At 31.7% G+C, this 25,650-nt stretch carries 18 protein-coding genes and 1 tRNA gene; all 19 read left to right on the top strand.

Annotated features, from left to right (window positions below):
- Nucleotides 1-5: 5 nt before the first annotated feature.
- A complete protein-coding gene (locus E0F76_RS01380; RefSeq protein WP_132000545.1) occupies nucleotides 6-773 on the top strand; it encodes a TatD family hydrolase in 768 nt (255 codons plus the stop codon).
- A gap of 63 nt (nucleotides 774-836) precedes the next feature.
- Nucleotides 837-1,973 carry a 1-acyl-sn-glycerol-3-phosphate acyltransferase gene (locus E0F76_RS01375; protein ID WP_132000544.1) on the top strand — a complete coding sequence of 379 codons (1,137 nt, stop codon included), beginning with the start codon at nucleotides 837-839 and terminating at the stop codon, nucleotides 1,971-1,973.
- Nucleotides 1,963-2,991, top strand: a complete 1,029-nt coding sequence (locus E0F76_RS01370; RefSeq protein WP_132000543.1) for an asparaginase — start codon at nucleotides 1,963-1,965, stop codon at nucleotides 2,989-2,991. The genes E0F76_RS01375 and E0F76_RS01370 overlap by 11 nt, the downstream gene beginning before the upstream one ends.
- A 60-nt stretch (nucleotides 2,992-3,051) precedes the next feature.
- Nucleotides 3,052-3,141: transfer RNA gene (locus E0F76_RS01365), tRNA-Ser, on the top strand.
- A 271-nt stretch (nucleotides 3,142-3,412) separates the two neighbouring features.
- Complete coding sequence (locus E0F76_RS01360; RefSeq protein WP_132000542.1) at nucleotides 3,413-4,657, top strand: site-specific integrase; 1,245 nt, start codon at nucleotides 3,413-3,415, stop codon at nucleotides 4,655-4,657.
- A gap of 117 nt (nucleotides 4,658-4,774) precedes the next feature.
- Nucleotides 4,775-5,614 (top strand): RteC domain-containing protein, encoded by an 840-nt coding sequence (locus tag E0F76_RS01355; RefSeq protein ID WP_132000541.1) that lies wholly within the window; start codon nucleotides 4,775-4,777, stop codon nucleotides 5,612-5,614.
- A gap of 294 nt (nucleotides 5,615-5,908) precedes the next feature.
- Nucleotides 5,909-6,211: a helix-turn-helix domain-containing protein gene (locus E0F76_RS01350; RefSeq protein WP_132000540.1), complete on the top strand. Its 303-nt coding sequence runs from the start codon at nucleotides 5,909-5,911 to the stop codon at nucleotides 6,209-6,211.
- A gap of 52 nt (nucleotides 6,212-6,263) precedes the next feature.
- A complete protein-coding gene (locus tag E0F76_RS01345) occupies nucleotides 6,264-7,097 on the top strand; it encodes a transcriptional regulator (RefSeq protein WP_132000539.1) in 834 nt (277 codons plus the stop codon).
- Complete coding sequence (locus tag E0F76_RS01340) at nucleotides 7,081-7,740, top strand: ATP-binding protein (protein WP_132000538.1); 660 nt, start codon at nucleotides 7,081-7,083, stop codon at nucleotides 7,738-7,740. The genes E0F76_RS01345 and E0F76_RS01340 overlap by 17 nt, the downstream gene beginning before the upstream one ends.
- A 135-nt stretch (nucleotides 7,741-7,875) precedes the next feature.
- On the top strand, nucleotides 7,876-8,505 hold the full coding sequence (locus E0F76_RS01335; RefSeq protein WP_132000537.1) for a hypothetical protein: 630 nt from the start codon (nucleotides 7,876-7,878) through the stop codon (nucleotides 8,503-8,505).
- 270 nt (nucleotides 8,506-8,775) lie between these two features.
- Nucleotides 8,776-11,880: a virulence factor SrfB gene (locus E0F76_RS01330; protein ID WP_132000536.1), complete on the top strand. Its 3,105-nt coding sequence runs from the start codon at nucleotides 8,776-8,778 to the stop codon at nucleotides 11,878-11,880.
- Nucleotides 11,881-11,897: 17 nt separating this feature from the next.
- A complete protein-coding gene (locus tag E0F76_RS01325; RefSeq protein ID WP_132000535.1) occupies nucleotides 11,898-14,735 on the top strand; it encodes a virulence factor SrfC family protein in 2,838 nt (945 codons plus the stop codon).
- A gap of 5 nt (nucleotides 14,736-14,740) precedes the next feature.
- Nucleotides 14,741-17,599 (top strand): S8 family serine peptidase, encoded by a 2,859-nt coding sequence (locus E0F76_RS01320; protein ID WP_132000534.1) that lies wholly within the window; start codon nucleotides 14,741-14,743, stop codon nucleotides 17,597-17,599.
- Nucleotides 17,600-17,634: 35 nt separating this feature from the next.
- Complete coding sequence (locus E0F76_RS01315) at nucleotides 17,635-18,561, top strand: hypothetical protein (protein WP_132000533.1); 927 nt, start codon at nucleotides 17,635-17,637, stop codon at nucleotides 18,559-18,561.
- A gap of 22 nt (nucleotides 18,562-18,583) precedes the next feature.
- Nucleotides 18,584-20,023: a hypothetical protein gene (locus tag E0F76_RS01310; RefSeq protein ID WP_132000532.1), complete on the top strand. Its 1,440-nt coding sequence runs from the start codon at nucleotides 18,584-18,586 to the stop codon at nucleotides 20,021-20,023.
- Nucleotides 20,024-20,029: 6 nt separating this feature from the next.
- A complete protein-coding gene (locus tag E0F76_RS01305; protein WP_132000531.1) occupies nucleotides 20,030-22,609 on the top strand; it encodes a hypothetical protein in 2,580 nt (859 codons plus the stop codon).
- Nucleotides 22,606-23,520 carry a hypothetical protein gene (locus tag E0F76_RS01300; protein WP_132000530.1) on the top strand — a complete coding sequence of 305 codons (915 nt, stop codon included), beginning with the start codon at nucleotides 22,606-22,608 and terminating at the stop codon, nucleotides 23,518-23,520. The genes E0F76_RS01305 and E0F76_RS01300 overlap by 4 nt, the downstream gene beginning before the upstream one ends.
- A 24-nt stretch (nucleotides 23,521-23,544) precedes the next feature.
- Nucleotides 23,545-24,456, top strand: a complete 912-nt coding sequence (locus E0F76_RS01295) for a hypothetical protein (RefSeq protein WP_132000529.1) — start codon at nucleotides 23,545-23,547, stop codon at nucleotides 24,454-24,456.
- 1 nt (nucleotide 24,457) lies between these two features.
- On the top strand, nucleotides 24,458-25,627 hold the full coding sequence (locus E0F76_RS01290; protein WP_132000528.1) for an SH3 domain-containing protein: 1,170 nt from the start codon (nucleotides 24,458-24,460) through the stop codon (nucleotides 25,625-25,627).
- The last annotated feature ends 23 nt before the right edge of the window (nucleotides 25,628-25,650 follow it).

Genomic DNA, 25,650 nt, shown 5'->3' with positions numbered 1-25,650 from the left:
TTATAATGATAATTACAGATACTCACACCCATTTATATTCCGACGAATTCGACGAAGACCGCAATGAAATGATCCAACGTGCAATTGATGTTGGTGTTTCTCGGTTTTTTATACCAGCCATAGATTCTGCCTATACACAATCGATGTACGATTTAGAGAAAGCATACCCTGAAAACATTTTCCTGATGATGGGATTGCATCCTACTCACGTAAAGGAGAATTATCTGGAAGAATTGCAGCATGTAGAAGAAGAATTATTGAAACGAAAGTTTTATGCTATTGGTGAAATAGGTATCGATTTGTATTGGGACAAAACCCATTTAGAAGAACAGAAAAAGGCTTTTAGAAAACAAATACAATTAGCAAAACAATACAAATTACCAATTGTAATCCATTGTCGTGAAGCTTTTGATGAAATTTTTGAAGTTCTGGAAACCGAAAAATCAGCGGATTTATTCGGAATTTTTCATTGTTTTTCGGGGACTTACGAGCAGGCGATACAAGCGATTTCGTATAATATGAAGCTAGGTATTGGAGGAGTTGTAACTTTCAAAAACGGAAAAATTGATCAATTCTTGAATCAAATCGATTTAAAACATATCGTTCTAGAAACCGATTCGCCTTATTTGGCACCGGTTCCATATAGAGGGAAACGCAATGAAAGTAGTTATTTAGTGAATGTTGTTGATAAGCTATCCAAAATTTATACTACTACAACCCAAGAAATTGCGGAGGTTACAACTGAAAATTCGAAACATATTTTTGGTATTTAAAGCTGATATTTCAATTCTTTAGTATTTTTTTTGTTCATTTGTCGTATTAAATTGAAAATTATAATGGAAAAATTTGACGCTATTCGTCCCTTTTATGATTCCGAGATAAACGAAGGGATTTTAAAAGTTATTGATCATCCAATGATGAAAGCTTTAATGTGTTTTTGTTTTCCTGGGGTAGAGGATGCAATTTGGAAAGCACAGCTTAAAAAAACGTATTCCGTAAGGGATTTTCAATGCAACTTTATTTATTATGGTGTGAAGCAAGTCTTAGGAAAAAGTTCTGATGGCTTGACTACTTCTGGTTTTGAAAAGTTAGAAAAAAACACTGCTTATCTTTATATTTCAAATCACAGAGATATTGTTTTAGATACTACGTTATTAAATGCCAGCTTGTTTGAGCATGGTTTAAATATGACATCTTCTGCTATTGGAGATAATTTAGTAAAGAAACCTTTTTTAAAGATATTAGCTAAACTAAACAGGAATTTTTTGGTGCAACGCGGTTTGACTCCCAGAGAAATGCTGCTAAGTTCTAAATTATTGGCAGAATATATGGCTCAAATGTTATTGCATGAGAACCGTTCCGTTTGGATTGCGCAACGAGAAGGACGCACAAAAGATGGTAATGATGAAACCAATTCTGGGGTTTTGAAAATGATTGGAATGGGATCTGACGAACCGAATTTAATGGATTATTTTAAGAAAATAAAAGTCGTTCCGGTTTCAATTTCGTATGAATATGACCCAACAGATGCATTAAAAATGCCTCAATTGATCGCCGAAGCAAATAATGAAACTTACATTAAAGAGAAAAATGAAGATTTCATGACTTTACTTAGTGGAATAATTGGACAAAAGAAAAGAATTCATATCCATATAGGTGATGTTCTCGATACTGAAATCGATGAAATTAAATCTAATTTTGACACATCAAACAAGCAAATACAAGCTTTGGCACAAGTAATTGATAATTCTATTTTAAGTAATTATAAATTGTGGACAACAAATTATATCGCTTATGATATTGTCAATAATTCCACTACTTATTCTCATTTGTACACTGGAAACGAAAAATTGCTATTTGAACGTAGACTCGAAATGCGCATCGATCATGAGCATGAAGTAGCTAAGCAAGGCTTTTTAGATATGTATGCTAATCCAGTGGTCAATAAATTAAAATACGGAAATGCCGAATAAAGTCAAAATTCTTTTAATCTATACTGGTGGAACCATAGGTATGATGAAAGATTCTGACACTGGTGCTTTGAAAGCATTTAATTTTAGTAGGCTACTTAAAAAAATACCCGAATTAAAGCAATTGGATTGTGCAATCGAAACTATTTCTTTTGAAACCCCGATTGATTCTTCGAATATGAGTCCAGAGCAATGGACAAAAATGGCAACTATTATTGACGATAATTACGTACAATTTGATGGATTTGTAGTCTTACATGGGTCAGATACGATGTCATATTCGGCTTCAGCATTGAGTTTTATGCTCGAAAATTTGTCTAAAGCCGTAGTTTTTACTGGCTCACAATTGCCAATTGGTGATTTAAGAACGGATGCCAAAGAGAATCTAATTACCGCTATTCAAATTGCTGCTTTGCAAATGGATAATTCCCCAGCAATAACAGAAGTATGTCTCTATTTTGAGAACAAATTATATCGAGGCAATAGAACAACAAAAATAAATTCCGAAAATTTCAATGCATTTATATCCCCTAATTATCCCACGCTAATCGAATCGGGGGTTAATTTGAAGACTTTTCCCGAATTATTTTTACCAAAGAGAGAAGTAAAGAATTTAAAAATTCATAAACAATTCGAAAACAATGTGGCCATTGTCAAAATATTCCCGGGGATGAGTGAAACAGTATTAGCGGCCATTTTTACTATTCCTGAACTCAAAGGAGTTATTTTAGAAACGTATGGAGCTGGAAATGCACCTACAGAAGATTGGTTTTTAGCACTTTTAAAAAAGGCAGTTGCTAGAGGAATTCAAGTTGTAAATGTGACGCAATGCTCCATTGGGAGTGTTATCATGGGTAAATATGAAACCAGTTCCGAAATGAAAGAAATCGGTATTATTTCTGGTAAAGACATCACTACCGAAGCTGCAATCACTAAATTAATGTGGCTATTAGGGCAAAATGTTCCCCAAGCTATTTTTAAATCGATGTTTGAAACTTCATTAAGGGGAGAATTATCATAAAAATTGATTTATAATTTTATTAAATCAATTTTTTTCGTGTTCTTTGCAAACCAATAAAATAGAGAGGTGTCCGAGTGGTTGAAGGAGCTAGCCTGGAAAGCTAGTATGTGGGTAACTGCATCGTGGGTTCGAATCCCATCCTCTCTGCCAGTATAAAAACAAATGGTATCAAAACCCCGTAAATCTTAGGATTTACGGGGTTTTTACTTTTACTACATAGTCAAATTAGTCATCAAATCTCATCTTTTAAGAGTTAAAATCGAGACCCTAGAAAATCTCAAATCTAGGGTCTCGCTAAATCGCCTTAAGTCTTGTAAACAAAGGGTTCAGCAACATGTTTATTGATGCGTTCTCCTTTTGAACATCTTGTTTGGTTTCTCTTAGAAATTTAAATTGAATACTAATTAAAAGGTTACCAACTATGAAAACAAAAATCACCTTGCACTTTTATGCGAAGAGCACAAAACCTAATGCAGCGGGTCAATTACCAATCTATGTAAGATTAACTGTTGACGGAAAGAGAATGGAGTTCAGCACCAAAAAATTTATTGATTCCAGTAAATGGTCTCCAGAAATGTCTAAAATGAAGGGCAATTCAGAAGATGCTCGTTCATTAAATGAATATCTAAATTTGCTGAAAGCGAAAATATTCAACATCCAAATGGAATTGATACACCAAAATGAAATTCTAACAATTGAAGTCTTCAAAAATAAACTTCTCGGAATCCAAGAACGTGGACGAATGCTCATTCCTATATTTGTAGAACACAACCGAAAAATGGAAGAACTTGTTGGGATCGAATATGCACCTGGCACACTAGAACGATACAAAACCTCCCTCAGTCACACTAAAGATTTTCTGCAATGGAAATACAACGTGTCTGATATCGAAATTTCCAAAATAGATCATGCCTTCATTACAGAATACGAATTCTATTTGCGAAGCGTCCGGAATTGCGCGAATAATACGGCAGTAAAATACATCAAAAACTTCCACAAAATAGTCAACCAATGTTTGGCCAATGGATGGTTGAACAAGGATCCATTTTTTAATTACAAATCTAAAGTCAAAGAAGTGGAGAGGGTATATTTGACAGAAGAAGAAATTCAAAACATTATCAATAAGGATTTCAGAATAGAAAGAATAGCGATGGTTCGTGATATTTTTATTTTCAGCTGCTTTACCGGGTTGGCGTATGTTGACGTAAAACAGCTAACAAAAAACCATATTAGTTTGGGTATAGATGGTGACAAATGGATTTTTAAGAACCGTCAAAAAACGGATACCACTTCCAAAATTCCGTTGTTACCCATGGCAATGGAAATTGTCGATAAATACAAAAATCATCCAACCTGTATTAATGAAAATCGTCTCTTACCTATCTTGAGCAATCAAAAAATGAACGCGTACTTAAAAGAAATTGCTGATTTGTGTGAAATCAATAAGGAATTAACGTTTCACATTGCTCGACATACTTTTGCGACGACCGTAACACTTTCCAATGGTGTGCCAATTGAAACCGTAAGTAAAATGTTAGGGCACACCAACTTAAAAACAACCCAACACTATGCTAAGATTTTAGACAAAAAAATTAGCAATGATATGATGATACTAAAAGAAAAGTTTAAAAACACGAATCAAATGAAGCTTGACAAGACCAATTAAATCAAGACATTAATAAAAATTTGGCAAGTCATTTTAAAATAATTAACTTTTACGTAAGATTTAACTTTGTAATAATAGCATACTTTAGTTTGATATTTTGTAAACTAAAACTCATCTATGCAAATATATTGCTCGGCTTTCTTTTGTGAATTTGAATTGGAAATTGAAAAAATTAAAAAGGCAACCATCGATCCTATTAGTCAGGCAAAACTAGTACTTCAGTATATTCAAATAAAACTTAAAGAGCTTTTCAAATGGTTGAAAAAGTATATATTCAATTCTGTTGAAGATGAGATACACTTTTTTAAAGAATTAAAAATTAAGATTACCTCAAAGTATATTTTATATAAGAAGATATTGGAAATCGAGTTGAAATCCCCTTCCAATAGCAAAAAACTTAAAATAAAGCATTACGAAAAAGCACTTGATATTTGTTATCAATTTTCCAAAAAAGACAAGGAGTTTTACAAATACTTCCGTTCTGGCAGTAGTTACAATGATCATTTATATTTTATTAGAAACTCAGATAAAGAGATAATCAACTCGGATATAATTTTAATAAATTTCGATAAAAAACTGTGTACTTCCCATGATTTGAAATTGGCCAGTATCATTGCAAATGATATTTTAGAAATTTACTTGGAAGAAAAAATTGAGCAAATCAAGAACAGCTGCAATACAAAACATCCTGTCGTAAAATCAAAACTCACTTGGACGGGTACCAAAATTGAAATGGTAGAGTTGATTTATTCGCTCTACTACCAAAAAATGTTTAACGGTGGGAACACCGGGATTAAAGAAATTGCAGAGGAGTTTAGTAGAGCGTTCAATATACAATTAGACAATAGCATCTATCGATGCTTTACCGACATTAAAAACAGACCCGATCCAAAAGGTAAGTTTCTAAACGGACTTTCTGAAAATTTAGATGAAAATATCAACGATGAATTTGATTAAACCTAGCAATTGCTAGGTTTTTTTTTGGTCAAACATTGATTTTGTAAGAATTTATTACCCAACCTTGGGTTGTATTGGGTTTTTACCCCAAAAACGCCATTTTTGACCTAAAACAGTCCAATTTGCCAATTTTGCCAAAACGGAGTTTTTCATGTTTTGAAAAAAAAATACCCGTATAAACAAAGGGATTTAATGCAATTTGAGGCAAAATAACACCCAACTTGGGTTCACCTTGGGTTTAAATGTCAAACAAATGAAATTAATTTGTCTCATAACAATTAAACGATTTTGATTATGAACTTACATCCCAAAAAATTATTCCCTGGAGTAGACAATTTAGAACTACTCAATCATCAACCCATCACGAAAAGAGACCTCCTAAATTTTAGCAATGTGATGCTTGCAGAAATCAAAGAAATAGTCGGTAAACAAGAACAGCCAGCTCAATGGTTAAAATCATCCGAAGTCCGAAAACTGCTAAAAATCTCTCCCGGTACATTACAGAATCTACGTATCAACGGAACCCTACACTTCACCAAAATTGGCAGCATTATTTATTACAAGTATGAGGACATCTTAAAAGTACTCAACCCATAATCCAGACTATGGATCTTAATTCTTAATACTCTAATCTTAATACTTCTCAAAAATGAACTACATCAAACACCTCACGGGATTTTTTGATAAAGTTGTCCTGGACAACTCTCTCAATCCTACACATATCAGTCTGTATATTTCCATTTTCCAGTTTTGGAACCTCAACCGATTTCAGAATCCAATTAGCATTACCCGCGATGAGGTAATGCGAATCAGTAAAATATGTTCTAAAGCAACCTACCATAAATGCATGAGGGAAATGCACGACAAAGGATATTTGAAATATGAGCCGTCCTACAATCCATTTCGAGGTAGTTTGGTACACCTCATCAATTTTTCAGATGACTTAAAACCAGTTCAAAAAAAAGACCGCAAAGGGTTAAAAAATGAACAAACGATTGAACAAGCACTAAACAAGCAACAGACAAGTAGTGATACAGGCACTGAACATGCGCTGGTATCTTCTATAAACAGTATAAACAATACAAACAGTATAAACATTTTAAACTTGGGAGAACAAACACAAAATTTAAAAACGGAGGAATTAGAATTAATTCCAAAAGGAGAAAATAAAAAAAAGTTGCGCGAAAAAAAAGACACAATCCCGAAAGACACAATCCCGCCAGATTGGAATGATGTTTTAGTTTTTTTCAAAGAGCAAAATAATTCCGAGATCGAAGCCGAAAAATTCTTCAATCATTTTCAAAGCAACGGTTGGTTAGTGGGAGGGAAATCGAAAATGAAAGACTGGAAAGCGGCAGCGCGTAATTGGATTCTCAATGCACAAAAGTTCAATCCCATAACAAAACAAATGCAAAACAACAGCACCCCAACGCCAGGCAATCTTCAAACCACAATTCACAAAAACTATGCAGAACCATTGTAACGATATCCGGTCAACATTTCAAATACAAAAAAACGTAAAAATCTATGATTTCAAGAAATGCGTGCAATTTCTGGAAGCACAAGGACAATTGCTTTACGGAGTCAATTTCAGGACTTTTCCGGAAGACATGGAAATTATATACAAATTGATAATTTATTGCATTAGAGATGAAGAAAATGCCAAAAAACTAAACCTCAATCTCAATAAAGGACTTTTGATTTCTGGTCCAGTTGGTTGCGGAAAAACGACATTGATGAATCTATGTAATTTATTTTCCCGTAAAGGATATGAATTTAAAATAAAACCCTGTCGGGAAATTGCCTTTGAATTTGGAGCCAATGGCTATGAAAGTTTAAATCCATACACCAATAAGTCTCCTTTGCAAAAGCGACTAAATCCTTATTGTTTTGACGACTTAGGAAGTGAAAAACAAATCAAACACTTCGGAAACGATTGTAACGTAATGGCCGAAATCATCCTCAGCCGTTACGACCAGTTTGTGGATAACAACACTTTTACTCACATCACCACAAACCTATCTGCCTCCGAACTCGAAGATCTATACGGAAACCGGGTTCGTTCGAGAATGAGAAACATGTTCAACCTCATTGCCTTTACCTCATCATCAAAAGACAAACGATAATTGCCTGCCCTGAGCTTGGCGAAGGGTCATTGTGAGGAACGAAACAAGTTCGTCACTTCGAGTGATTTTTAAGTTTTTCACTTAAAAATTGTATCTAGAAGCAACCTGAAACTTTAAACCTGAAACAAAAAACAAATGAAAAAAATCAACACCTTCTGGAACTGGTTCCAAGACAACAATCAAACCATCAAAAACCTTATAAACGAAACCCCTAAAAATCAAAAAAACATAAGCTTTTGGATAAACAAAAACCTCAACTACTATTGCAGAGAAATTGACTTTATAATTGTCTTTCCAAAAAATGACATTGGCAAAACCGAACTCATAATAACCGCCAACGGCAACCCGAAATACTTTAAACAGGTAATTACTTTGGTCGATAATGCACCACAATTGAAGAGCTGGAAATTCACCGCTTTCATCCAGCCAACCGAACGAATAAATGAAATAATTGCTGGACTAGACACTCCTTACGTGTTCCAAGAAATAACATTAAAAATCAGTGAATTAAAGTTTAAATCTTTAGATTTCGATGAAAACACTAAAAAATGGGATATTATAATTTTCCTGAAAAACTATACTTTACAGTGTAACACCAAAACATTAAAACAAGCCGTTTTTATCATTCTTCAAGATCTCTTAGGAGAAAAATCATTGTGCCAAAATATCAATTTAATTCATCTGGCACAAATGCCGGATAACAATACGGATATGATTTACTTATACGATCTTCAAATGGTAATAGACACACAGAATTCAAAGTGATTAAATTTTTTTATCAAATGTGGAAACCCGTAAAATGAATATTTTTAATATCGTTAGTTTTGTAAAAAAATAGCCAGTTTAAAATTTGAATAGGTTATTTATAAGAAAATGTTAAATTTACGTTTTTATAGTTATCAATAAATTTAAGTTTAATGAAAAGAATCTCACTTATCTGTAATTCAAGTATTCAATATCATAAATTTGATTCAGAATAAATTTGGATTTTTCTAGAAACAACCTACACCATTACTTTACTTTAAAATAATAAATATGAATTTGATAGCTAATTCTGGTATTCAATATTTGACGTTCCCAATCGAAATTGACACAAATGATAATTTTAAGATGTACTTTCACGAATGGTTCGATATTGAAGATAATCAATTAAAATTGGAAATAGCTCATTTATTTTCAGACCAAGAAGTATGGGTAAAAAAAGCTGACTTGTCGGAACTCGGTTATGCAATGAACGGAAAAGTAACCGAAAGCTGGGAAAATATAAAGGATGATTTTATTACAGAAGGCAAAAGCCCAATTCCAATTGATACAAATGACGATAAAGACTCAGGTTGTTTTCAGGTATCCATCAGCAGGGTAAACTGGGAAAAATTTGAAAACACTTGGTTGCCTTTACCATTTTTTTTACTTAACGGCAACAAGTCAGAATCTGGCCCAAATAATTGGTGTCGGTGCAAACTAATACCAGTTGAATCAACCGGAAAATTAAAAAAGTACAATCTTTTGCTGGCTTTCGATACAAGAAGTGCATTTGAAAAAGATGGATTTGAAGAGGAAGATTTGAATGAAACTCCAGTATTTACTAGTAATTACGACTCATCCAAAGAGTATGCTTTATGTAATAATGAGTACAAATTAGTTGGCTATTGTTCGGAAGCATTTAACTGCGATTGGGTAGATAAATTTTTACTCAAGCACTTTCACAATGTTGAAAACATAAATGATTTTCGAGGTCAAAAACCAAAATTAGATTATCTGGCACAATACATATATTTAATCAGATATATTCAACAACTCAATAATTTACCAAAAATCACTTTGTTTTCCAATAAAAACGTAGCTTATGGCAATGTCGATTTGGTGGTAGATATAGGTAATTCACGCACTTGTGCCGTATTATTTGACAATAGTGATTTTACAAAAACAAGCCCGCTAGAATTACAAGATTTTACCGAACCAGTCTCAAATAATAAACTCAACAAATGCAATGAATCTTTTGATATGCGATTGGCTTTCCGTGAAGCTGATTTTGGAGGTAATTTAGGACTGGAAAATAGCCAGCAGTTTGTATTTCCTAGTATGATTCGTTTAGGTAAAGAAGCAAATCAACTCGTACATAAGTCAGTCAATATGAATACTGGTGCGGAAAAAACAAGTACTTTTTCAAGCCCTAAACGTTTTTTATGGGATACGAAACCTCAGAAACAGGAATGGGATTTTGTGCAGTTTGATGGCGAAAGAGCTAAACCAATTTACATTAAAGGTATATCTGAACAATTAAATTCAGATGGTTCCTTAAATACTGAAGGCAACGGTGGTATTGTAATGCATTATTCTCGAAAAGCTTTAATGACTTTTGCTTTTCTGGAAATAGTAGCACAAGCAAATATGCAAATCAATAGTTTTGAGCAACGCAGTCATTGGGGTAATGAATCTCTTCCCCGAAAAATAGGTAGAATAATTGTCACCTGCCCAACTGCAATGTCGCGTGTTGAGCAGACTGCCTTGCGTAAATGCGCTGAAGATGCAGCTATTATGCTTGACCGTTTCTACGGGGATACATATCATTCTGAAATTGATGAAAAACAAGCCCGTGCAGATATTAAAGTAATTCCTTCAGCAAAAAAACATTTGGCATCAGATGTACCAACCGAATGGATTTACGATGAAGCTACTGCTGCGCAATTTGTTTTTCTGTATGCAGAAATTAGCGAACGTTATCTAAATAATGTAAAAGATTATTTTGATTTCTATGGAAAATTAAGGAAGGATTTGGGAGATTATAATAAAAAAACACTCACAATTGGATCAGTAGATATTGGTGCAGGAACAACGGATGTAATGATTGCTTCTTATAAATACGATGACACTGCAAAACAATGTAATTTAACACCAATTCCATTATTTTGGGAAAGTTTTTATAAGGCTGGCGATGATTTACTTAAAGAACTTATCCACCAACTTATTGTTGAAGGTAAATATTCGCCAATAGAAAAGAAAATGAAATCATTAAATATATTGCCTAACGTAATTATTGAGAAAAACAACGATTTTTTTGGAGGCAACACTGGAATGTCGTTTCGCAATAAACAATTGCGTGCTGATTTTAATTTACAGGTTTCTGTTCCTATTGTATCTTATTATCTTGAATTGATAAACCAAAATAATTTGGAAAGTAAAATCTTGTCGTTCAATGAAATTTTTGGCAATAATCTACCAACACAAAATGTACTGAATCATTTCAAACAACATTTTGGTTTTGAATTAGAATCGTTACAATGGCAATTTGAAAGAAAAGTTATTTCAGCTATTATAGAAAAGACTTTTGATTCATTAATAGGTAAAATTTCTGCACTGTTTTCCTATTATGATTGTGACATTGTACTGCTTTCGGGGCGACCAACATCGCTTAAGCCATTAACTGATTTGTTTTTGAAGTATTATGCAATTTCCCCTAATCGTCTGAAATCGATGAACGACTATAGAGTTGGTCGTTGGTATCCCCAAGATAAACGCTATAAATTTATTGATGGGAATGGAAAATTTATAAATCCTAAATCAATTATCACTACGGGTGCTATGATAGGATATCTTGCCGAAAATGGAGGTTTGAATGGCTTTTCGTTAAACCTGAAGGAGCTGAAAGAAAAATTGCTTCCTAAAACCAATTTCTTTGGTAAACTCAATGAACAATTTGAATTTTATGAAACTATTATTTCTCCTGATAACAATAGAGCAACAATAGAAATTTCCACTTTGCCATTAAGAATTGGTGTCCGGCAATTAGATATTTCCTCATACCCTTCGCGACCATTTTACATCTTTGATTTCGATGAATTTAAACTTGAAGACCGCATTAAAGGGAGATTAGAAAACGAGAACGATAGAAATGCAGTTCAAACTGGAATTGACGATGAAAAGGCAAAGATTCTAAAGAGTATGCCTCTAAAAATAACTATAGTTCGAGATATAAATGAAGACATAGAATTATTACGTCTTGAAGAAGTTTTAGATAAAGATGGTAATTCTAAACCCACGAATTTTTTCACTTTACAGGTTCAAAGTATGAGTGAAGTTGAAAATTTCTGGCTTGATTCCGGGATTTTTTCATTGAATATTAATACTGCACACAATTAAGTTAAGGAGACAAAATAATGGAACAAAAGATACAAACTCAACTCGAACTAATAAAAAAATCTAACGCTTGGATTAAAAATTCGTTGGATGGAGAAAAGCAGAAAAATGCTTACCGAAATATGGTAGATTGCCGTCGTAAGTTGAATAAAAAGAAATTCGCTTTAGAAGGAAATCCAGCAGCAGCTATGTATGGAGAAAGTCAAGCAGGCAAATCATATCTTGTCAGCGCATTGTTATCAGAAGCGGGTAAACCATTTATGGTTCTTGACGGTTTAGGCAATGAATTTGACTTCAAAAATCAAATCAATCCTAGAGGCAATGAAATGGAATCAACTTCAGTTGTTACAAGATTTTCTACTAAATACAAATGGATTAATCCAGATTTTCCTATTATAGCAAAATTACTCTCACCAACGGATATAATTTTGGTAATATGTGAGGCTTATTACAACAATTTAAAAGTGAATAAGCCTTTAAGTTTCGAAGAACTTAAAGAAAAAATAAGTTCATTTGAAAGTATTTATAAGAATAAACAGGACTGTCAAAACTTAATCATTGAGGATGATATTTTAGATATTGAAGATTATTTCAATAACAATTTCTCAAAATTGGTTTATAACAACATAAAAGATGCTAACTTTTTCGAAAAAATATCTGTTTTAGTTACTAAAATATCTCCTGATGAATGGAAAGATGTCTTTTCTTTATTTTGGAATTTTAATCCTCAACTAACAAAACTGTTTGATGATTTAATAAAACAGTACAAGCAATTGAATTTTGCAGATACAATTTATCTTCCAATTGATGCTGTTTTGAGAAGTAAAGGAACTTTACTTGATGTTAGTCGTCTTGATGAAATCTACGATTCCTTTAAAGGACAAGAGACAGAGTATTCTGCAAAATCTAATGTTTTTTACAAAGATAGAGATGGTAATGAACAAATGACTGAATTTTCAAAACCCTATTTATGTGCATTAACCGCAGAACTCATTTTTGTATTACCCGAAACAATAAAAACGAATAAACCGTTTCTTGCTCAAACAGATTTATTGGATTTTCCCGGGCTTCGCCGTTCAGAAAATACTAGTGAAGATAAAATAACTGACCTTTCGTTAACTACTTTGTTACGAAGAGGAAGAGTTGATTATTTATTTAATAAATATTCAAGCTATGAGCGAATCAATACACTATTGTTTTGCCAAAAACATTCTCAATCAGGGCAGAGTGTTATGCCAGAAAAATTGAATAGTTGGATTGGAAATATGATTGGTAAAACTTCTGCGGAACGTGAAAACTTTAAATCACCTGTATCTCCATTATTTGTAATTTCTACTTGGTTTAATAAAGATATGGAATTTGACAATAATGATGATAAGCAAGGTAAGATTCAGTCTTTAAATGAAAGATGGAATCAACGGTTTTCAAAAACACTCGAGAAGGAAATTTTTAAAATAGATACCTACCCTTGGCTAATTGATTGGACTAAATCCAATCCTAATTTCCAAAACATCTTCCTTTTACGAGATTTTGATAAATCCTCAGAATTTAACAGTCAAATTTATATAGGGTTCAATCAATATAAAGAAGAAAAGGAAGAGAAGATCCACAATGATTATCCTAATTTTAGAGAAGACTTAAAGAGATCGTTTATTGACTTCGATTTTGTAAAGCGCCATTTTGAAAATCCATCAGAATCTTGGGATAGAGCGGCAAGCATTAACGAAGACGGAACAAAATTGATTATTGAAAAACTCACCATTGCCGCTAATAATATAAATTCGGCAAGACTGGAAAAAACACAAACTGAGCTCAATGAAATTTCTCAAACTATTTGTGCAGAACTCCTGAAACATTTCCACAGCAATGACAAAGACAAGGAATTGCAAAAGGCTAAATCAATAGCTGGAGATATTCAGTTCAAGTTAGATACTGCTTTCAGAGGGGATGGCATTAAACTTTATGGACAGTTGATGAAGGAATTGATGATTGACGAAGGTGCTGTACTTGAACTTTATCGTAAAAAAATTGATGATATTGAACACAGAGACGTAATCAATATGAACATTTACAGTACTTATAGACAAAGAATACCAGTTGTTGAAAATGATACTGTTGACGCTTATTTTGAACGTTTGTGTACCCATTATGAGAAGACTTCGGAAGAACAAAAAGAATATTTTCGCACCGAACTCGAATTAAAACAGATTGATTTAGAAGAACTTATACATAGTAATTCCAATCTCATTAAAAACAATGCGCAACAGTTAGCTGAGGTATTACTTGAACATTGGATTGCCTATGTAGCTCTTAATAATAAAAATACAATCCAGCAAATTTTAGCTTCTGAAGGTTCGTCAGCACTACAGGATATGACAGAACTGTTCCAAAAACTGTTTGAAAAATTAGGTCTTGCCAAACTAATTGCTGAAAAAATACGTCGCTATATTGATGGTTACAATAAAACTGATTTTCCTTATGAAATTATTGCCGACATAAGTGCAGAACTTTTGAATAAATGTATCAATACGGTAGGTTTTGAATATTTTGACGAATCGGAAATCAGCGATTTACGTCAAGCAAACGAGAATAATAATTTGGGATTAGTTTTAGACCAACATACTAATCCGAAAGAGAAATCAGTTTCCGAATTGTTTGAAAAAATAGAAAATTGGACTGATATTATTCAATCCAAGCCAGAAGAAATGAAATCGTTACCAAGTTATCACAATTATCTATCGTGGTACAATCGTTTAAAAATAGGCTTCGTATCTGTTTGCGATATTCCAAATTATGATATAGTTGCTAATGAAAAATTAGGTAGCATTATTAAAGAATCTGAAACCATAAATTACTAAAAATTATGGCTACAGTAATAGGCAAGAAACAATTGCTAAGTACCGATTTAAAATATTTCAAAGCTATACAAGGCATTGATGGTCAAACGTTGTTTCGACGTTATATATTGGCAGAACCTAGTATAATAAATAAGTACATTGAAGCTAAATATCGGGGGTTCTTAGCACATCCTGTTCAAGAAGGTAATTCAATTGTCTTTTACGGTACAAAATATAATGAAACGCCACAACTACTGTCGGAGTTGCAAGGTGATGATTTGACAAAGTATACAATCATAAAAGATAAGACACTTGCTTATTACAATACCGTAATAGACACTCTTCGAGATTCAGGAAAAAATGATGAATCGAAGTTTCTTGAATATGCGATTAAGTATGTGGATAACCGCTTTATCTATTGCTATGACGAAATAGTAGTTTTAGGGGTTTGGGGAATGCAATTACGTGATAATATAAGAGCAGACATTAGTGAGATTTGCAAAAATCTAGCTGTAAAGACAAAGAAGGAAGCTATTCCCTTACCGCAATCCCCATTTACCATAACTTTCAATGAAGGCAATAATGGAAATCTGAATGGGAACAATTTTGTTACCAAACAACCAAACGAATTGCTTTCAGAAGAGGATATTCCAGAGGTTGAACCACTTGAAGGATATGAATTTGACCGTTGGGACGAAAAACCTGATGGATATGAGGTTACAACCAACAAGGAATTTACAGCATTATATAAACCTAAATCAGTAATTCCACCAGTTGTTCCTCTTGTTGAAACCCCAGTTGAAGTTCCAAAATTACCTTGGTATATTCGTTTTTGGAATTGGTTAAAAGCTTTATTTACAGGAAATGGATGTTTAAAATGGTTGCTATGGTTACTGCTATTACTTCTTTTACTATTGTTCTTTGGGTGGTTATTCAGAAATTGTAACGGTCATCACTTAACTGGTGGTGCTGCTCTCAGCGATAATGATTCTACTTGGGTTAAGAAAGACCCTCGTGTTGGTGATGGAGGAGGAATTTATAATCCTCACGATCCTTACACACCTGAACCAACACCGCCAGCTTATGAAGATATATTACCTCCGCAACAAGGTGTAATGCCTCCAATAGAAGATAATCCAGAGATAATCCCCGGAAATCCAGCTATTATAGGGAACCGTTTGAATATCCTGATGGAAAATGAAGACAAATCTATTATGGATTTTGCCAAAGATTTCAAAGCAAAATATCCGGATGCGAAATATAAAGTAGTTTATTACGACAATGTAGTAAAGCGATTGCAAATCGAAATTCCTTCGGAAAAACGAGAGCAGTTGAAACAGGAAATTCCGGATAAATTTAAACCCGCTTACAATCTCTTTGTCTTTGACGAAGCTTTGTTAGAAGGAGCATATACTCCTAACGATCCTGCTTTTAAAGATAATAATAAAAACTGGTATCTCCGAAAAATAAATGCACCTAAAGCTTGGGATATATCTCGTGGCTCAGACAAAATCACCATTGCTATTGTTGATAATGGTTTCAATATAAAACATCCAGAATTAAGAACTAAAGTGGTGCAACCATATAATGTATGGAAACATTCAGATGAGATTTATCCACAGCAGATAGACCACGGAACACACGTTGCTGGAACAGCATTAGCAATCGCTAATAACGAACAAGGAATATGTGGAATAGCTTCAAACTGTAAGTTTATGCCCATTCAGGTTGCTAATGAAAAGGGTATGATGACAACCACCTCTGTATTGGATGGTATATTATATGCCTTATACCAAGGAGCAGATGTGATAAACGTTTCATTAGGCAGTCAATTCAGTGGTCTTTCACAAATTCCAGAAAGTAAACAAAGAGATTTGATTCAAAATCATTTCAAAGAAGAAGAACGGTTGTGGCGCGAAATAATGAGAATTGCAGCAAATCATAATTCCACACTAGTTGTGGCTGCCGGAAACGATAATGTCTTGGCTGGCATAGAAGCATTGCAACGTCCTGAACTATTTGTTACCGTTTCAGCAGTAGATAAAAATAGCCAGAATAGTACCAAAGCCAATTTTAGTAATTATGGCTCTTATTCCAAGATTTCTGCACCAGGTGTTGGCATATACAGTACCGTTGGCTCTAATAGTTATCAAACAATGGACGGAACAAGTATGGCTGCTCCAATCATTTCTGGGGCAATTGCCCTGATGAAAAGTCTTAAAAGCACCCTAACGACCAAGCAAATTATTTGCATTTTACAAAACACAGGATTACCTACTCAAGGTAATATAGGGAAGTTGATCCAGTTAGATAAAGCCTTGCAAATGGTGAAGTCGGGTAATGTGATAGATTGTACGCCAAAACCTTCAACTGGAGATGTACAAATACTTTTAAATTGGAATAATTACAATGATTTGGACTTGTATTGTACTGACCCTAAAGGTGAAGCAGTTTGGTTCAAAAATAAAAGTATTTCTAGTGGCGGGCAACTTGAAATAGATATGAATGTAGAGTATCCTGACAGTAAAAAGCCAATTGAAAATATATTTTGGCCCAATAACGGAGCTCCTAATGGCACCTACAACGTTTATCTTCGCTATTATAAAAAGCAAGAACCAAACATAAATAAAACACCCTATACCATTACTGTAAAATATGGTGGAAAAACAGAAAATTATAAAGGGAACATAACAAAAGAAGACAAAACTTTACATATATGTTCCTTTACAGTAGGGAATGGAAGTACGATTCAAAACCCTTCCAACAGACCGAATACACCAGCCGATAGCGAAAGAAGAAATTCTCTTTTGAAAAAGCGAGAAAGTTTACAGCAAGAATTAGATAGAATAGACAGGGAATTAAAAGTCATTGGAAACAATAGCTAAAAAAAGTATAAATAAAATATTAAATAATTATGAATTTGAAACGATTAAAATTTTCATTAGCAGTTGTAATTAACATATTAACCGCCATTACATTTGGATATTATTGTTTTCTAGGTGAAAACTTCCGCACTATGGGTGATAAAGAAAAAAGTATCATTTCAGCTGCAGTTATAATCTTGTTATTGATTGGAACATCGCTTGGTGCAAAAAAATTAAAACAAACAAAACGTAATTGCAAAAAATGTTTAATATGGGAGATTGTTTTATTGTTTTTTTTCACAAGTATAACAGCTTATTCTACTTATTCATATTTTTCTCATTATTTTGTGGTTAGTGCGAAAGAAAGTGAAATTAAACGTAAACTTATTGGCAACATATCTGAGGTCGAGAAAATGTATCCTGATTATAAAGCATATGTCGAAACAAGAGTTAATATTTACGAAAATAAGCTAAGCGCTGCAATACTTAATAAAAACGGTCAACAAAGAGAATTAAATAAATTTGGGATGGATATAAATGGCACTGTTTCTCTTGAAATACAAAAAAATACTCAACTCGATAAAATAAATAATATATTGCTTCCTCAAACCTTTAATAATATTAAAACTATTGACTCTACTTACTTAGCAAAGGCAAAAGTCAGTATTAATAATTGGGAACCTATAAGCTTGGTTGATGTAATTAACAATATAGGAACAAACACAACGAGTAGCCTAAATAAACTTGTAAGTTTTTCTAAAGAGAAAGCTCGCGGTGAAGAAGATTACCCAGATTTTATTCCAAGCACACCAACTCTACATAATGTAAAAAATTACTTTACAACAATTGGAACTCCTTCACCATTTTCTATTGTTTTGGCAATAATTGGTTACGTGCTAATGCTTCTATCCTGGTATGTAACAAAACGTGACTCAAGATGCACAGGCGCATTAACAACAGCAGATTATGAAGTAGTTTTATAAATCAGAAAAATTAATTAATATAATGGACAAAAACGATATATTTAGCAACATAGATGATTTCTCGGCAGAGCAACTTTTTGAATTTATCAATCAGGGAATTGTAACTCTAGAGGATTTAAGACATACAGGTGATTTAGATGCCACAAAGAGAAATGCTATAACAACTTTACAAAAGAATCGAGAACAAGAAGAAGATAATGCCTGGAATAATGCTCAAGCACAAAACATTGTGTTAAGTTATTCGGAATATCTAGATAAGTACCCAAATGGTAAATATATTTTGGATGCGGAAAATAAAATATCTCAGTTAGAAGATGAAAATACTTGGAATAATGCTCAAATACAGAATACAATTTCAAGTTATTCGGAATACCTTAATACGTATCCAAATGGTAAATATACTTTGGAAGCGAAAAATAAAAAATCTCAGTTAGAAGAAGACAGTAACAAACTAATAAAAATATTAGAAAATCCTGCAGCATTTCCTGCAGATACTATTAGAAATTATTTGTCAGATGGGTTATTAACACCTGAACTTCTAATACAAAATGGCATTCCTAAAGAAGTGATTAACAAATTGATTAAAAATGATTCAGTATCAGATTTTAAACTAGGAGAAACCCCAAAGTCAATTCCTGATGGATTCACCGAAGTTTATTTTTGGGGGATTCGAGGTTCTGGCAAAACAACGGCTCTTTCGGCGGTTTTAAGCACTGCTAACAAAAAAGGCTTATTAGAGATAGCTCAGGGACCAGGTTATAATTATATGTTACAATTACAGAATCTTTTTGATGAACAGATTTCTATTTTACCAGCGGGTACACCCTCAGATAAAACACAATATCTTCCATTTACCTTAAAAAAAAGGAATGAGAGAAACTCTCGTTCTGTTTCTCTAATTGAATTAAGTGGAGAGATTTTTCAATGTTTTCTTTATAAAAACGCAGGGAAACCTCTTCCTACTAAACAACACGAAGAAACTTTTAATACATTGATTAACTATTTGAATGGAAAAAACCGTAAGATGCATTTCTTTTTTGTTGATTATGAAAAAGGTAATAATGCCGATCAGGATAGTTATAAACAATCCAACTATTTAAATTCGGCCGCTACTTTTTTTAACAATCCTATTTATAATATTTTTAGTAAAACAACTGATGCAATATATGTAGTAGTTACCAAAAGTGATTTAATACCTGAAGATAAAAACCTAAAAAAAGATCAAGTTCGCCATTATCTTAATGATGAAAATTATATAGGTTTTGTTAATTCATTGAGAGATAAATGTGAAAAAAATAGTATAAATGGTGGCCGGATATTAGGTCTTCCTTTTTCTTTAGGTAAAGTTTATTTTGAGGAAATTTGTGATTTTAATTCAGAAACAGCTGAAAATATTATTGATATTTTAATGCGTAGAATTGATCCAACAGGAAAGAGTATATTAGATGTATTTAATAAATAACTAGTAATGAATATAGTAATTTACGCAACTAAAGATGGTTTACGGACATTATATACAACTAATGAAGAACTTGCCTATTTAATTGCAGAGGAAAGGAGAAGTGGGGCAAATAATGATAATTCATTAGGTCAATCTGTTTATACTATTGCTTTTACAATAAATGATTCTGTGTATACAAAATATATGATTGTAAAAGATTCACAACGAAGTAATGCTTTGGGTTTTATAGCATTTTCTCTATTAATCAATAATAATAAAACACTAAAAGGAGAAGAAATTATAAATGTACTTGACGAGTTGTCAAAAACTTATACTGATAATTATATTAAAAATAATTATCTAAATCGAGGAGAAAAAAACCTCATTAAAGAGGAGTGGAATTTTGTAGGTGATATTTTGAACAAGTATAAAGAACAAGATAAAACTCAAAAAAACGAAGAACTTCATTCTGGAACAAAAGATGCCGCAATTCTATATTATAAAAATGAAGGTGATTTAAGAGAATATTTTGACAAGCCATTTCAAGAAGAATATAGTGCCTATAAACAAGTTTTTTTGGTAAGTGAGGATTTGAAAGAAAATCCGAAAAACCCTCTTACTGTTTTGTCTAATTCTGGTATAGAACTGAAAGACATTGATTTAAAAAATGAATACTACTATATAAAAAATTATGACCCTAGCAAAGGAATTTTAATCTCTGCAAATGGGAAAGAACGTTCAGACAGAAAAAATAACAATTGCATTAGGTCAAAATGGCAAGTAGAAATAAGTTATTCGAAAGATGAAAGATGTTTTTGGCCAATACAACCAAAAGGAACACTGTCTAATCCTGATTCTGAAATTTATAAGTATTTAGAATTAAACAAAAACAATAATCAAATTAATATAAAGTACGATGCTTTTAATAACCCTGAACCGAAAATTAAAACCATAACTATCGAAATCAAAGATAGAAAGGGGAATTTTATAGATGATGCGGAAATACAAATTGGAACGAAACCGTGGGAAAAAATAAGTGGGCATCGATACGAATGTACTTTTAGTGGTGAAGATTTAATAAAAACATTCCATATTTCAATTAAAAAAGGAGACTATTCAGGTAAAATTGACCTTATACCCGTAAATCAAACAGGAAATGTAGATTTAATTCTACAAGAACATATTAATGTTTCATTTATTGTTATCGATGACATAGGAATAGTTAATGATTATAATATACAAATTCGAAATCAACAAGGAGATTTATTTTCTACAAGCAAGGAACCTAAATTTATTGGAGAAGATATTGACAAATCATATGATATTACTATTTTGAGTAATAAGTATGAAAGAAAAAGTTTTCCTTATTGTCCCGCAAAAGATGAAAACTCGAAACTTGTAAATTTAAAGTTTAAACAATTGACAGAAAATTCGAAAGAGGAAAAATATGAATTAGTAATAGATGATAAATTTGGGAAAAGGAGTTTTAAGAATAAGTCAATTGGTAAATATGTTATGATTAAGCCAAATTTTGGTTGTGACGCGAATTTTGGATACGAATTTATTGAATGGAAATATCAAGAACAATCTTCAAAAGATTATGATGGTTATTATGAAGCTATTTTCGAAAAATCGTGGTACAACAATAAATGGAGTTGGATAGGTAGTATCGCATTACTTGTCATAGTAGCATTTACTTTGATTTTTAATTTATCCGTTTCAGATAATCCTCAATCCCCTAATGTATTTCCTGAATATATACAAAACTATGTTCAAGGAGATTCTCTTATTCTTGATACATTAAAAAATTACAAACAAGAATTTGAGAAGCAAAAACCAGATGTACAAGAAAAGAGTCAAAGTATATATGATTGGTTTATGGGGCTTGAAAAACAAAATGACTCTACTGAATATAATGGATGGAAAGACAATATGAAAAGCATTGAAGATGCAATAAATAAAAGGAATTTGATAAATGATAAAAAATTTAAAGAATTAATAAAACTTGATTATTCATCTGAACAGCATAATATAGAAACGGCTATTAAGAATATTGATAGCTCTAAATATAAAGAGATTAGCAACAAACTTGGAAACGTTAATAATAAAACTCTAAGTGAAATTGCAGTTGCTATAAACGAAATTCTTAAGCCAAAAGAATCCTCAAATGATAGCGAATCACAAGTAAAACAACAAGAAAAGAAAACGGAACAAATAAAAGAAACTCAGATTATAAATCGTGAAGAACAGCCACAAACACCTCAGAAACAAACAACTAAAATTTCATCTGTTAAAAATGAAGAAATTATTCAATATCTTAAAGGAGGTGAGTTGAAAAAAAATAAATTAGAAGACTATAAAAAGAATTCAACAGATTCTAAATTAAGAAGAAGTATTGATATAGTTTTGAAAATTTGGGAATTAGGAAAAAATAATACCACATATCATAGTGCACAACAATCTTGCAACAATGATCAGAATTTAAAAGATAGCGAACTCAATAAAATTTTAAAGAATATAAATGAAAAGGAGAAAAGGGAAGCTCTTGATTATGCAGGTTTGAAAAATGCAGATGATATTTTAAAAAATTTAAAAAGGAAACTATGAAAATAATTAAAATAAGTTTGGCTATTGCAGTAGTCGGTATACTATCATATTTTTTAATAAAATCAATGGGTGACATTCCCGAAATTGATAAGGTACCGCCATCAAATAATACTTTTATTGTTCGTATTGAAAATGAAATTAGCAATCTTAGTGCATTGCCTGACAATAAATTTTGTAAAGATAAATACGATGAAGTAAAGTATTATATTGATGATTACTACAAAGACAAGCTTTTAGGTAAGAATAAATTTGAAAACGATGAATGGAAAGAGATACTTTCTAAAAAATTATATTCTGTATATACAGCTAAGTTTATTAAGCAGACCTATAATGTATTTAATACAACGGAATGGAAAATTAATGACCTGTCATTTATTAGGAAGGAATGTAATACATTAAGAAAATCTAAATTTCTTGAAAGAGGTACTCCCGATGATAAATCTTTTTCAAAAATCCAGCAAATTCTAGCCAAATATGATGAAATTAATAATTTCATTGCAACATCAAAATATATTTTATTTTCAGATTATAAACTAACAGCTGATTTCCCTTTTTCAAATTTGAAAGTGAAAATTGCTCGTATGGATACTTATAAGAGAAATAAACTAGAGAATAATTACGTGAATAATTGTGCACGATTACACAGTGAATTGAATACAAATAAAAAAAAATTAATCGATTCGTATTTAACTTATTTAGATACGAAAATTTACAAATGGACAGGTAAATACAAACAATTTCAATTGACTTCATTTAATGAATACCAAAGTATAATTTATAATCCATTAAAAAAGGAATTAGAAGACTTTAAAATAAATTGTAATAATTATACTTATGATAAAGAACGATATAAGACTATATCGAATAAATTAATTTACGATCGCAGAGAAGCTTACTTATCTTTCGAATAACCACATTAAAATTAGCTAAAAACTATGAAAATTAAAATTACTATAGTATTTGTATTATTTAATTTATTCTCTGTTTTTTCTCAACAGGATTTAATAAAAGAATTAGGAAAACAAGCTGTTATCATTGATAGTTTAAAAAAAGTGACTAAAACTGAAAAAGAAAATTGTAGAATTCAAAACGAAACTTTAAAACACAAAAACGATTCTATAAAGATTTTAAAATTGACGCTGTCAAAATTAGAAAAATTTAAAACAGAAAAGGGAAAGGTAGATAATCTGCTTAAACAAAAAAACGACTCTATAATTCTATTAAAAAACCAAAAAACGGAATTAAGTCAAAAGATATCTCAGGAAAGAATGATTTGTGAGCAAAAAAAACTTGATGAAAAAGAAAAAGCCAAAAGTGAAATTTTGACTAAAATAATTAACACTTACAGAGGAAAAAATTTTGATGATTTAATTATTTTATCTAATAAATTCTCAGTAGAACGTGATTTTCAACTTATTGGTGAAAATAATGCATTGACGCAAATTTTTATTGATTTAAAAAAGTATTTTGAGGCCAAATCATTGCTTGACCAGCCCTTTGATGCTGAAAAAGCAAAAAAGACTCAAAACGAATTATTTACAATTAAGCAACAGTCAGTATTCCTTGATAAATTAAAGGATCAAATAGAAAACTATCAATTGATTGATAAGATGTTTAAAGATTGTATTGCTAAAATTAACTCTATAGACAAAAATGGATCTAATATAAGTGACGATGAAATTATTAAAAAACAAAAATTAAACAAAATTCTAAATGAAATTTCCGATTATATTTATAACTCTGATATTAATTCTTATTATCCCTACTTGTCAGATAGAGCGTTTCAAATTATAAAAATAAAGTTTCCAAATCCTGATCAAGACATTTCTAAATTAATAAACAAATAAAATGAAACAATATATAATATTAATTTTTATAATAATATGTTCATATACAACTTATTCCCAAAACTATTATAAAGAAGGAGATAAATGTTTTGATGAGGGTAACTACACTTGTGCTGAAACCAAATACAAAGAATTATATAAGTCAGCAGCTAGTGAAACAGATATGCAATTTGGTGAAATAAAAATTCAAAAAGCTAAATTGTGTAAAGAAAATTTAAAAATAGCCAATCAAGCATTTGCAACTCTAAACTATATAAAAGCGAAAGAAAATTATCAATTTATATTGGATTCAAATCCTAAAGACAACTTTGCCATAACCCAAATAGAGAAATGCAATACTAAAATAAACGAAGCAGAAACAACAAGATTAAACAAAAACAATCCTATTTCTACTCCATCTTCTTACCCTACTACTGCTCCTGTTCAAAGTAGTTCACAAGTAGCAAAAAGTACAATTAAAACTAATATTTTAAAAAGTGAAGCAAAAATGAGGAAATTAGATAGTCCAGTTTCTAATACAATTTATACTCTGCCCACTGGAACACAAGTAAATATTTTAGGTTTAACAACTAGCGGCTATTACAAAGTTGAATACAATGGAAAAATTGGATATATCAATGAAATGTATTTTATTAACAGTGAAATAAAAGAGAGTACAACTAATCAAACAACTCCATACAGTCCAGAACCAACATCTTCAAGAAAGGGGAAAGACAGACAAAAATTATCCTCATTTTCAAGTCTAGGTTTCCAGAGCGGAGAAATAGCAAAATATGGTTTACTTTATGAAAGAGGTGGTAAGAGAACTGTTGGTTTTCATATTTCAGCTAGAACTAGTAATACTTCTGAAGAAGAAATTCTTAATGGTTCAGGTATTGAGAACAAAACAGAAATTGACTTAGGTCCAAACTTTAAACTCTTCAACCGATTTTACTTAAATATTGGCGTTGGTTATGGCTATTATGACAAAATACTCCGAAACGATTATGCAGGCACTTTATCTCTGGAAAAAACGGGTTATTTGGTAGCAACTTCAGGATTAATGTTACGAATCAGCAGAGTTATTAATATCAATGGTGGGGTCTCTTTTATGGATGTTGATAAAGCATTTTACAAACCTGAAATAACTTTTGGAATATCATTTAATCTTAAAAAGAAGTATTCATACTAAGTTAGTTTGATTTATATAAAAAT

Source organism: Flavobacterium cellulosilyticum, assembly GCF_004349355.1.
Taxonomy (GTDB): Bacteria; Bacteroidota; Bacteroidia; order Flavobacteriales; family Flavobacteriaceae; genus Flavobacterium; species Flavobacterium cellulosilyticum.
Note: the sequence above shows the minus strand (reverse complement) of the source record. Positions and strands in the feature narration are given on the sequence as shown.